This is a genomic window from Sphingomonas sp. (assembly GCF_035317925.1).
Taxonomy (GTDB): domain Bacteria; phylum Pseudomonadota; class Alphaproteobacteria; order Sphingomonadales; family Sphingomonadaceae; genus Sphingomonas_I.
Genome location: NZ_DATHFV010000046.1, coordinates 1 through 10900, shown reverse-complemented (window position 1 = coordinate 10900; position 10900 = coordinate 1). Strand labels below are relative to the sequence as shown.

At 65.1% G+C, this 10900-nt stretch carries 11 protein-coding genes and 1 pseudogene; 10 read left to right on the top strand and 2 right to left on the bottom strand.

Annotation, left to right across the window (positions count from 1 at the left end; all coding sequences use genetic code 11):
- A pseudogene (locus tag VK533_RS03770) lies at nucleotides 1–434 on the top strand (dihydrolipoyl dehydrogenase); the annotation flags it as partial.
- Between the two features lie 99 nt (nucleotides 435–533).
- Here the strand turns inward: VK533_RS03770 and VK533_RS03765 are convergent.
- Nucleotides 534–1403 (bottom strand): LysR family transcriptional regulator, encoded by an 870-nt coding sequence (locus tag VK533_RS03765; RefSeq protein WP_324375148.1) that lies wholly within the window; start codon nucleotides 1401–1403, stop codon nucleotides 534–536.
- 103 nt (nucleotides 1404–1506) lie between these two features.
- Here VK533_RS03765 and bla point away from each other — a divergent pair, with 103 nt between their 5' ends.
- From bla to VK533_RS03735, 6 genes are all read left to right on the top strand, one after another.
- Nucleotides 1507–2430 (top strand): subclass B3 metallo-beta-lactamase, encoded by a 924-nt coding sequence (gene bla / locus VK533_RS03760; protein WP_324375146.1) that lies wholly within the window; start codon nucleotides 1507–1509, stop codon nucleotides 2428–2430.
- Complete coding sequence (locus VK533_RS03755; protein WP_324375144.1) at nucleotides 2427–3095, top strand: alpha/beta hydrolase; 669 nt, start codon at nucleotides 2427–2429, stop codon at nucleotides 3093–3095. Before bla ends, VK533_RS03755 begins: the two co-directional genes overlap by 4 nt.
- Nucleotides 3096–3103: 8 nt before the next feature.
- Entirely contained in the window at nucleotides 3104–3349 is a 246-nt protein-coding gene (locus tag VK533_RS03750; protein ID WP_324375142.1) for an alpha/beta hydrolase, read from the top strand.
- An 83-nt stretch (nucleotides 3350–3432) separates the two neighbouring features.
- Nucleotides 3433–4923 carry a hypothetical protein gene (locus tag VK533_RS03745; RefSeq protein ID WP_324375141.1) on the top strand — a complete coding sequence of 497 codons (1491 nt, stop codon included), beginning with the start codon at nucleotides 3433–3435 and terminating at the stop codon, nucleotides 4921–4923.
- Nucleotides 4924–4987: 64 nt separating this feature from the next.
- The gene (locus VK533_RS03740; RefSeq protein WP_324375139.1) at nucleotides 4988–6268 is read left to right on the top strand and encodes an amidohydrolase family protein; all 1281 of its coding nucleotides are present in this window, start codon (nucleotides 4988–4990) and stop codon (nucleotides 6266–6268) included.
- A gap of 266 nt (nucleotides 6269–6534) precedes the next feature.
- Entirely contained in the window at nucleotides 6535–7446 is a 912-nt protein-coding gene (locus VK533_RS03735; RefSeq protein ID WP_324375137.1) for a cation diffusion facilitator family transporter, read from the top strand.
- Between the two features lie 4 nt (nucleotides 7447–7450).
- On the opposite strand, the gene VK533_RS03730 is transcribed toward VK533_RS03735, so the two are convergent.
- Nucleotides 7451–9088 (bottom strand): hypothetical protein, encoded by a 1638-nt coding sequence (locus VK533_RS03730; RefSeq protein WP_324375135.1) that lies wholly within the window; start codon nucleotides 9086–9088, stop codon nucleotides 7451–7453.
- 339 nt (nucleotides 9089–9427) lie between these two features.
- Between VK533_RS03730 and rpsL the strand changes: the two genes are divergently transcribed.
- The 3 genes from rpsL to VK533_RS03715 form a co-directional block, all read left to right on the top strand.
- Nucleotides 9428–9799, top strand: coding sequence for a 30S ribosomal protein S12 (gene rpsL / locus VK533_RS03725; protein ID WP_116091428.1), 372 nt, complete (start codon nucleotides 9428–9430; stop codon nucleotides 9797–9799).
- A 63-nt stretch (nucleotides 9800–9862) separates the two neighbouring features.
- Nucleotides 9863–10333, top strand: a complete 471-nt coding sequence (gene rpsG, locus VK533_RS03720; RefSeq protein ID WP_324375133.1) for a 30S ribosomal protein S7 — start codon at nucleotides 9863–9865, stop codon at nucleotides 10331–10333.
- A 90-nt stretch (nucleotides 10334–10423) separates the two neighbouring features.
- On the top strand, nucleotides 10424–10900 hold a 477-nt coding region (locus VK533_RS03715; protein ID WP_324375131.1), incomplete at its 3' end, for a GTP-binding protein.

Genomic DNA, 10900 nt, shown 5'->3' with positions numbered 1-10900 from the left:
TCGCCGCCGAGGCGATCGCCCAGGCATTGGGCAATAAGGACGTTCATCCGCACGCTATGGATGCGCTTAACATTCCGGGCTGCACCTATTGCCGGCCGCAGGTGGCGAGCGTCGGCCTGACCGAGGCCAAGGCCAAGGATGCCGGCTATGAGGTCAAGGTCGGCAAATTCCCCTTCATCGGCAACGGCAAGGCGATCGCGATGGGCGAGGTCGACGGCTTCGTGAAGACGGTGTTCGACGCCAAGACCGGCGAACTGCTCGGCGCGCACATGACCGGCCCGGAGGTGGTCGAACTGATCGAGGGCTATACCGTCGCCAAGCAGCTTGAGACGACCGAGGCGGACCTGATGGAGACCATCTTCCCGCACCCGACGCTTTCGGAAGCGATGCACGAAAGCGTGCTCGCGGCGTATGGGCGGGTGATCCACATCTGATCCGAAAAGCGTCACCCTGAACTTGTTCCAGGGTCCATCTTGCCACAGGCGCGGCGGTGCGGATGATGGATGGATGCTGAAACAAGTTCAGCATGACGGTTAGGGTTGAGCCACCGCCTTCAACCACCCTCGAAACGCCGCCATTGCCGGCGTATCCCTGCGCGACATAAGCCGCGTCAGCCAATAGCCGCCGGTGACGATCTCGGTCGGGAAGGGCTGGATCAGCCGCCCCCCGATCAGATCGTCGGCGAACATGGCGGGCGGAGCGAGCGCTACGCCGTGGCCGGCCTGCGCCGCCGCCACCATCGCGAGCGAGGTATCGAACACCGGCCCGCGCAGCGAAGGGCAGGGCGCGCCCGCCGCCTCGAACCAGAGCGGCCATTCGTCCGCGCGATAGGATCGCAGCAACGTCTCGCGCGCCAGCGCGGCGGGATCGGTCAGCCGTTCGGCGATGGCCGGGCTGCAGAGGGGCGAGAGCGGCGCCTGCAGGATCGGATCGGCATGCACGCCGTGCCACGCGCCGTTGCCGAAGCGGATCGCGAAATCGAGGCCCTCACCGGCGAGATCGACGCGGTTGTTATTGGTCATCAGCCGCAGATCGACGCGCGGATGATCGCGGTTGAAAGCGTCGAGCCGGCGCAGCAGCCAGCCGGCGGCAAAGGTGCCGACCACGCCGACATTGAGCACCTCGCGCAGCCGCCCGTCGGCATAGAGATCGAGCGTCGCGCCGATCCGGTCGAACGCGTCGGCCACCGCCGGCACCAGAGCATGCCCCTCGTCGGTCAGCGCCAGCCCGCGCGGCAGGCGGCGGAACAGGGGGGTGCCCAGCCTTTCCTCCAGTGCCGCCACCTGATGGCTGACCGCGCCCTGGCTGACATGCAGCTCGATCGCTGCGCGGGTGAAGTTGAGGTGCCGCGCCGCCGCCTCGAACGCGCGCAGTGCATTCAGCGGAAGTTGGGCCCGATCCATGGTTCAGTCATGAATTAAGCTCATGCCTCTGTCGAGATAAGATGCTTTGCGCTTGTCCCGCTCGCCCGATCATCATCGCGCTAGAAATGCAGGGAGACCGCTGATGGCAGTTCCGAAGATCGTCCCGTTTGGGCTCGCGCTGATCGCTTCTGTATCGGGCGGCGAAGCGAATGCGCGCGTGCCGCATGATCCTTTGCTGCAGCCGGTCGACCCGGTCGCGGCGAACCAATGGCTGGTGAAGCAGCCCCCGCTCCATATTTATGGCAATACTTATCTTGTGGGCTTCGCCGGTCTGAACGTCGGCCTGATCAAGACCAGGGCTGGCCTGATCTTGATCGATGGCGCGCTGCCGCAAGGCGTTCCGGCGATCGAGGCGAACATAAAGGCGCTCGGTTTCCGGGTGCGCGACGTCCGCTACATCCTCAGCACCGAACCGCATTTCGACCATGCCAGCGGCATCGGCGCACTGGCGCGGGATTCACATGCGGTCGTGATCGCGGGCAAGGCGGCGGTGCAGGCCCTGGAAACGGGACGGCCGAGTGCGGACGATCCGCAGGCTGCTTACCATGCCCACTATCACGGCGTCGGGCCGGTGCGCGGTGTGAGCGACGGCGCGACCATCCGGCTGGGCGGCGTCACCGTCACCGCGGTCGCGACCCCAGGGCACACGCCCGGCAGCACCAGCTGGAGCTGGCAATCGTGCGAGCGGGGCGACTGCAAGGCGATGGTGTTTGCCTCCAGCCTCAACCCGATCGCGGCGGACTTCTATCTCTTCACCGGCCCTGAGCATCAGGGGCTCGCCGACGCCTTCCGCCAAAGCTTCGCGACGATGCGCGCCTTGCCTTGCGACATATTGATCAGCGCGCATCCCGATCAGTCGGGCGGCGACGTAAAGGCGGTCCAATTGCGCGCCGGCACCGACCCCAATCCCTTCCTCGATCCCGGCGCGTGCCGCGCCTTCGCCGACCGGTTCGAAGCCCTGTTCGACAAGCGCATCGCCGACGAGAAAGCGGGGCGCGTGAAATGAGGAAGATGATATTTGGCCTCGCGCTCAGCCTCGCCGGCGCGGCGCACGCCGCCACCTGGCAGCCCGCGCCCGGCCATCCGCAAATCCCGCTCTGGCCCGGCGCGGCCCCCGATCCGCTCCCCGTCAGCGGCCCCGAATATATGACGCGCGATCCCAAATCGCTGATCGGCGGCAAGACGGTGATCGCGATCGACCGCGTCTCGCGCCCGACGATGATCGTCTATCGGCCCAAGGGCCGCAATACGGGCGCGGCGATCGTGGTCTACCCGGGCGGCGGCTTCTGGATCCTCGCGATCGACCTCGAAGGCACCGACGTTTGCGACTGGCTGACCGCGAAGGGCGTCACCTGCGTGCTCGTCAAATATCGCGTGCCCGGCGACAAGCATTATCCCCGTTCCGGGCCCTATCCCGACAATCCGGCCGCGCTCGAAGACGCACAGCGCGCGATCGCGCTCACGCGCTTCCACGCAAAGGATTGGGGCATAAATCCACACAAGATCGGCGTGCTCGGCTTCTCCGCCGGCGGCCATCTCGTCGCCGCGACCAGCACGCTGGAGCGCATCTACAAGCCGGTCGACGCGATCGATCGGATCAGCGTGCGCCCCGATTTCGGATCGCGCTCTATCCCGGCCATCTCTGGATCGACGAGGACAGGTTCGAACTGAACCCGGATGTGCCAGTCAGCGCCCGCACGCCGCCCCAGTTCATCATCCAGAACGAGGACGATCCGGTCGACAGCGTCAACAATTCGCTCGTCTATTATAGGGCGCTCAAGAAGGCCGGCGTGCCGACCGAGATGCACCTCTTCGCACATGGCGGCCACGCCTTCGGGCTGCGCCATGACAGTGCCAAACCCGCCGCCGATTGGCCGCTTCTGGCTGACAAATGGCTGGTTACGATCGGTATGATCCCCCGATAAACCGCCTTAGCGTCACCGTTTCGACCGCTAAAAGCGCGCGAAACGGTGGCGTGCAGGCCGTTTCCTCCCCTACAAGAGGCACGATGGGTGCGGAAAAAGGGGCAGTAACGACCGCGATGGAAGGGCGTTCGCGCGCCTCCGCGCCCTGGTTCGTGTCGGCTTTCCTGCTGTTCGGCGCGACCTTGGCGATGCGCTTTCCCGGCGTCGCCATGTACGACAGCGTTGCCCAATATGAGCAGGCGGTCGACGGTACTTATGCCGATTGGCATCCGCCGATCATGGCGCGCACCTGGTCGCTTTTGCTCCATCTCCACAGCGGTTCAGCGCCCTTTTTCTTCCTCCAGATGCTGTTTTGGTGGGGCGGTCTCGCCCTGATTTCGGCCGCGTTCGGGCGGCGTGCCAAGCATGGTCCGGCGGCCTTGGTGCTGCTGGTCGGGATCGCGCCGCTCTGGCTCGGCTGGGCGACAGTGATCCTCAAGGATGCGCAGATGGCCTGTTGCCTCGTCGGCGCGGCCGGTCTTGTCGCGCATTGGCGGCTCGACGAGCGGCCCTTGCCGCGCTGGGCACTGGCCTTGGCGTTGCTGCTGATCGCCTATGCGACCCTGGTGCGCGGCAATGCCGTTTTCGCGACTATCCCGTTCGCATTCGCCCTGTTCGATTGGCCGCGCCTGCCGAAGTTCTGGCACAAGGGCGCCGCCGTGCTCGCCGTGATCGGCGCGGTGCTGATCATCAACCCTTTGCTAAACCTATATTTTTTCCGTGCCGAGCATACCGGTGTCGAGAACTCCCTGCCGCTCTACGATGCGGCCGGCATCGCCCACCTGGCGCATCTGCAGACCTTGCCGGGGCTCGCGCCCGAAGGCTGGGCGCGGGCCGAGCAGAAGGGCTGCTACACGCCCTATTTCTGGAACCCCTATGGCGAGGATGCGCAATGCGGCTTCGTCGGCGACGCGGTGATCTTCGACCATCTCGACGACCGGCGGATGATGGCGGAATGGGCCGGTCTCGTCGCGCATCACCCGCTCGCTTATGCCGAGCACCGCATCGGCCATTTCAACGCCAATCTGCGCTTCTGGGTCGGGCCGGGGGAGCCCGACGCGAACCCGCCGCTCGACAGTGAACCCAATCATGACGGGCTCGGCGTCGCCCCCAATCCCGGCGGAGAGGGGCTGATCGCGGCGGCGAAACTGATGGCGGTCAGCCCGCTCGGCTGGCCCTTCGCCTGGGCGATCGTCGCTGCCGGGCTGCTGTGGGCGAGCACGGGCCTGACCGGCCCGCAGGTGCGGCTCGGCCGTGCGCTCGCTTTGTCGGCCCTGTGCATGAGCGCCAGCTTCGCGCTGGTCAGCATCGCCAGCGATCTGCGCTATCACCTCTGGTCGATGGTCGCGGCGGCGCTCGCCTTGATCCTGCTGGCCGATACGCGCGCGCTCGATCGGCGGCGCAGCTTCATCGCGGGCGGCGTGCTGATCGGCGCGATCGCGCTCGGCACGGTGGCGAGGTTGGGGCTGGCCGCACCGGTCTATGTGCCTCTGCCGGCCGCCTCGCCGCCCCCTGCACCTCTGACCGCGCATTAGATCGTTGCGCGGGCGGAATTCCGCGTCCAATCATCGGCCTATACAGCCAGATAGGGGGCCGCCCATGAAGTGGACTTTCGCCGCACTCGCCGCATTCCTCGCCACGACCAGCGTCCAGGCCGTGACCGTCGTCACCGCCGCGCATATGCTCGATCCCGCCAAGGGCGTGACGGTCGACAATGTCGTGGTCGTGATCGGCGATAATGGCCGGGTGCAGGGCCTGGTCAGCGGCACGGGCGCACGGCCCAATATCCCGGCGGACGCCAAGCGGCTCGATCTGGGGGACGTCACGATCCTGCCCGGCCTGATCGACATGCATGTCCACCTGACCGGCGACCCGACGCTCTCGGGCTATCAGGGCCTCGAATATACCGACAATTTCTGGACCGTGGTCGGCGTCGCCAACGCCAAGAAGACGGTCGAGGCCGGCTTCACCACCGTCCGCATGGTCGGCTCTGCCAATTATGACGACGTCGCGCTCAAGCAGGGCATCGATCACGGCTATGTGCCCGGCCCGCGCATCGTGCCTGCCACCTACGCGATCGGCGCGACCGGCGGCCATTGCGATTCGACCGAGTTCCCGCCCTCGATCAACGTGCCACAGCCGAACATCGCCAACAGTCCGGAACAGTTCCGCGCCCTGGTCCGCACGCTCCGCAAATATGGCGCCGAGGTGATCAAGGTCTGCATGACCGGCGGCGAGCTGTCGAAGACGGATTCGGTCGGCGCGCAGCAAATCTCGTTCGAGGAGATCAAGGCGATCGTCGACGAGGCGCACATGTTGGGCCTGCGCGTCGCGGTCCACGCGCATGGCACCGACGGCATCAACGATGCACTGCGCGCGGGCGTCGACACGATCGAGCATGCCAGCCTGGCCGACGAGGAATCGTTCAAGCTGGCCAAGGCGCATGGCGCCTGGTTCGACATGGATATCTATGACGACGACTACATCCTGTCGGACGGCGCCAAGAACGGCGTCTTCGCCGAAAGCCTCGCCAAGGAAAAGATGATCGGTCTCAAGCAGCGCCAGACCTTCCGCGCCGCGCATGCGGCGGGCGTGAAGATGCTGTTCGGCACCGACGCGGGCGTCTACCCGCACGGCGACAATGCTCGTCAGTTCGCCAAGATGGTCGAATGGGGCATGACCCCGGTCGAGGCGATCCGCGCCGCCACCAGCGACGCCGCGATCGCGCTCAACCGCGTCGATGATGTCGGCCAGATCACGCCCGGCCATTATGGCGACATCGTCGCGGTAGCGGGCGATCCGACCAAGGACGTTCGTTTGCTCGAACATCCGACCTGGGTGTTGAAGGGCGGGCAGGTGGTGACCGGCCCGGCGCGCTAAGGGTTCAGACCTGCTATTTAGGAGGTCGTGATGGGACGCAGAAGCGCAGTGGCAGGAAGAGCGCGCGGGCAGCTACCGGCAGTAGCTGCCAAGCGATCGACCGCACCAATGCGTTTCTGCGTCCCACCCTTTGGGCAGGCGCTTCCCGGGCGCCAGGCTATGTCGAGCTGCTCGATCGGGCAACCGGCCCGCCCTTCGCGGCTCTCCTCGCCTGGCATCCCGGTAAGCAGCTGTCACGGCCTCCTAAATAGCAGGTCTGAACCCTAATGGCGGAAAGCAACAACAAGCTCGTCCTGCTGGCGGCGCTCGGCGCCAATCTCGGCATCGCGGTCGCGAAGTTTTTCGCGGCTTGGGCCACGGGTTCCTCGGCCATGCTCACCGAGGGATTCCACTCGGTCGTCGATTCCACCAACCAGCTGTTGTTGCTCTACGGCGAGCGCGCCTCGCAGAAGCCCGCCGACGAGATTCACCCGCTCGGCTATGGCCGCGAACTCTATTTCTGGAGCTTCGTGGTCGCGATCCTGATCTTCGCGACCGGGGCCGGCCTCTCCATCTACGAGGGCATCCGCCACATTCTTGAGCCGGGTCCGATCGAGAATGCGACATGGGCGTATGTCGTGCTCGCGGTTTCGTTCGCGCTGGAAGGTGCCTCCTGGTTGACGGCGGTGCGCGAATTCCGCGTGACGCAGGGCGATCTGGGCTGGTGGCAGGCGGTGCGCCGCTCCAAGGATCCCGCGACCTTTATCGTCCTGTTCGAGGATTCGGCCGCGATGTTCGGTCTGGTCGTGGCGGCGCTGGGGGTCTTCCTGACCCATTGGACCCACAATCCGGTCTGGGACGGCACCGCCTCGATCGTGATCGGCGTCGCGCTGGCGATCGTCGCCTTCATGCTCGCACGCGAATCGAAGGGGTTGCTGATCGGCGAGCGCGCCGATCCCAAACTGGTCAATGCGATCCGCGCGGCGTTCGCGGCGCGGCCGGAGGTGAGCAACGTGCAGGAGGTGATCACCATCCACATCGCGCCGCGCAAGGTGTTCGTCTCCGCCAGCGTCGATTTCGTGGATGCGATTGCGGTGGGAGATATCGAGCGGCTGATCGCCGACACCGAAGCCGAACTGCGTCATACCTGGCCGCAGATCGCCAGCGTCTACATCAAGCCAAAGGCGCGGGTGTCCTGATCGCTCAGGCGGCGTCCGGGCGCCGCACCCAGATCCGGCGGTAGCGCTTCTTGAGCGGGAATTGCGCGACCAGACGATAATCGCGTGCCAGCACCGGATCGAGCACGGCGCGCGTCGCCCGGTTGATATAGTCGAGCTCGCCCTTGACCCTTTCGGGCGTGCGATATTGTGGCTGCAGGCCACCATCGACGATCACCTGCGGCATGGTCGCCAGGATGCGCTTTTCCTCCACAACCGGGTCGACCCCGATTGCCGGTCCCTCGATCGCTTCGTCGAGGTGGTTGGGAAACAGGAACTTGGTCGGGGCCGGGGCGCCGGTGAACAGGTACAGGACCGGTTCGCCATCATAGAGGTAGAGCGATCCGCCGTGACGATTCGCTTCGATCGTCGCCACGACCTGCGCGATATAATCGGCATTGCCCTTGCGCAGGGTGACGATGCGATAGCCGACGCCGGTCGCGATCACCCCGATCGCAACCAGCACGCCCGCAACCCGCAAGCCGATCCTTTTGTCGCCGCGCATATGATCGAACACAGGCGCGATCGCCGCGGACAGCGACACCAGCAGCGGCAGCGCATAATGATCATAATAGGTGCCGAAGACGAGCAGTCCGATCACCGCCGCGCCGAACCATTGCAGCAGGAAATTGTGGGCATGATGATCGTGCGCGCGCCACGTTTTGACCCTCTCGGACCAGGCCAGGCTGATCAATAGGGGCGACAGTAATAGAGCGATCATGCCCAGCCGCTGCAGCAGCTCGATCGTCCCGGCGCTGCCGCGCTGCATTACCGACAGAACGTTGGCGAACAGGAAGGCCTGCTCCTGATGAATCGACGCGTAGAAAGCGAGCACCGCCGCGCTCGGCACAAGCGCGATTCCCATCCAGCCGAGCCCGGCGCCGAGCGTCGCGTCCAGCCGCCGCGTTTCGCGCCACTGCGCCCAGCATAAGGCAAGGCCGAAGAACATGCCTTCGAACATGGCGGTATATTTGATCTGCATCGCGACGCCGCACAGCGCCATCGCCGCCGCCCCTAGCCGCAACCGCGTAGCGTTCGCCGTACCATGGCCGGTGGCGCGCAGCGTCAGCAAGCCAGCGCCGGCGACGAACAGATTGTAGAAGACCGGCGACTGACCGCCTGGCCCGCTGAACATGTTGAGCCACAGCAGATAGACCATCCCCGCGATCCATGCGGCGCGGGGCGACGCCACGCTGCGCGCGATCCGCGTCACGATCAGGGCGGTGCCCCACGCGAACAAAGTCGCCACGATCTGATATTCGATAATGCCCGATCCGCCGAGGAGGCGGATACCGGCATAGAGCAGGAACAGGCCGATCGGCTTCCTGTCCCACACGTCCACATAGGGAATCGCGCCGTGGAGCAGCCGATCGCCCACCAGCAGGTAGAATTGCTCGTCGATCTGCACCACGGGATCGCCGAACCAGATTCCCCGCACCGTGAAGGCGGCCAACAGCAGCAGGATCGGGCCTGCCCAGCGATGCGCCAGCGCGGCTGAGAGGAACTGGGCGCGCCCGGGGGCGGTACTATGCCATTGCGCGGGGTAGGCGATGGTTGCCGAGCGCGGGGCGAGCGGCTTGGCAGGGTCCATGGTCTGGGCGTCAAGCAGAGAGGTCTGATACATCCACGCCCGCTTTGGCTAAAAAAGCTGCACCGGGCATGAACCACCGATACGGCAGGATGTTTCGCGATTATTGCTGCGGTGCAGCGAGGCGTGTGTTCGACGAACCGTTCATCGCAATGCGTCCGCGCAGCGCGCCCCGTTGACGCTCTCCGAGTCCCTCGTTATAGGGCCGCTCGCTCGCGGGCCTTTCTATAGGCCCATGCGGGTGCACTGAACATTGCCGATGCTTGGCAGGCCCCGGGGGCGAACGTCACCTGGGCCGTTATCGCATTCCGCCGTTCCAACGGCAGCATGTGGTGCTGACACGGTAAAGTAACCCTGTGAAAGGTGAAGGGCTTCATGCCGACGATTAACCAGTTGATCCGCAAGGGTCGCGAACCGCAGATCGCCAAGTCCAAGGTGCCTGCGATGGAAAAGAACCCGCAGAAGCGCGGCGTTTGCACGCGCGTCTACACCACGACCCCGAAGAAGCCGAACTCGGCTCTGCGCAAGGTGGCCAAGGTTCGCCTGACCAACCAGCGCGAAGTCATCAGCTATATTCCGGGCGAGGGCCACAATCTTCAGGAGCATTCGGTGGTCCTGATCCGTGGCGGCCGTGTGCGCGACCTTCCGGGTGTCCGCTACCATGTTCTGCGCGGCGTGCTCGACACGCAGGGCGTCAAGAACCGCAAGCAATCCCGCTCCAAGTACGGCGCCAAGCGTCCGAAGTAAGCCGATCGGCCCCTTCTGTGGGCTGTCCGATCATCAGGCTGAAGTTTGTAAGGAAGAAAAAAGATGGCTCGTCGTCGTCGTCCAGAAAAGCGCGAAATCCTGCCCGATCCGAAGTTCGGGGATGTCGTGCTCAGCAAGTTCATGAACAGCGTCATGCTCGACGGTAAGAAGTCGACTGCCGAGAGCATCGTCTACTCGGCGCTCGACACGGTCGAGACGCGTGCCAAGCGCGAGCCGCTTGGCGTGTTCCACGATGCGCTGGCCAATATTCGTCCGGGCATCGAAGTGCGCAGCCGCCGCGTCGGCGGCGCGACCTACCAGGTTCCGGTCGAGGTTCGTCCGGAGCGTTCGCAGGCGCTCGCCATCCGCTGGCTGATCACGGCCGCCCGTGCCCGTTCGGAGCACACCATGTCGGCGCGCCTGTCGGGCGAGCTGATGGATGCGGCGAACAATCGCGGCAACGCGGTCAAGAAGCGCGAAGACACGCACCGCATGGCGGAAGCGAACCGCGCCTTCTCGCACTACCGCTGGTAAGGCCGGACGCTCTAGCGCCCGTTCGAATCATACCTACATAGTGGGGAGCCGGATCGTCCGGCTCCCCATATCGCTAAGGAAGTATACGTCATGGCCCGCAGCCATCCGCTCGATATGTATCGCAACATCGGCATCATGGCCCACATCGATGCCGGCAAGACGACCACGACCGAGCGCATCCTGTATTACACCGGTAAGTCCTACAAGATCGGCGAGGTCCATGAGGGCACCGCCACCATGGACTGGATGGAGCAGGAGCAGGAGCGCGGGATCACGATCACGTCGGCTGCGACCACGTGCTTCTGGAACGATCACCGCATCAACATTATCGACACCCCCGGCCACGTCGATTTCACGATCGAAGTCGAGCGTTCGCTGCGCGTGCTCGACGGCGCGGTCGCCTGTTTCGATGGCGTTGCCGGCGTTGAGCCGCAGTCCGAGACGGTGTGGCGCCAGGCTGAAAAGTATCACGTGCCGCGGATGTGCTTCGTCAACAAGCTCGACCGCACCGGCGCGAATTTCGACATGTGCGTCGAGATGATCAAGGACCGCCTCGGCGCGCGTCCG

Coding starts and splice junctions, on each gene's coding strand:
- VK533_RS03765 (WP_324375148.1), bottom strand. CDS start 1,403: ATGGATCGGGCCCAACTTCCGCTGAATGCACTGCGCGCGTTCGAGGCG.
- bla (WP_324375146.1), top strand. CDS start 1,507: ATGGCAGTTCCGAAGATCGTCCCGTTTGGGCTCGCGCTGATCGCTTCT.
- VK533_RS03755 (WP_324375144.1), top strand. CDS start 2,427: ATGAGGAAGATGATATTTGGCCTCGCGCTCAGCCTCGCCGGCGCGGCG.
- VK533_RS03745 (WP_324375141.1), top strand. CDS start 3,433: ATGGGTGCGGAAAAAGGGGCAGTAACGACCGCGATGGAAGGGCGTTCG.
- VK533_RS03740 (WP_324375139.1), top strand. CDS start 4,988: ATGAAGTGGACTTTCGCCGCACTCGCCGCATTCCTCGCCACGACCAGC.
- VK533_RS03735 (WP_324375137.1), top strand. CDS start 6,535: ATGGCGGAAAGCAACAACAAGCTCGTCCTGCTGGCGGCGCTCGGCGCC.
- VK533_RS03730 (WP_324375135.1), bottom strand. CDS start 9,088: ATGTATCAGACCTCTCTGCTTGACGCCCAGACCATGGACCCTGCCAAG.
- rpsL (WP_116091428.1), top strand. CDS start 9,428: ATGCCGACGATTAACCAGTTGATCCGCAAGGGTCGCGAACCGCAGATC.
- rpsG (WP_324375133.1), top strand. CDS start 9,863: ATGGCTCGTCGTCGTCGTCCAGAAAAGCGCGAAATCCTGCCCGATCCG.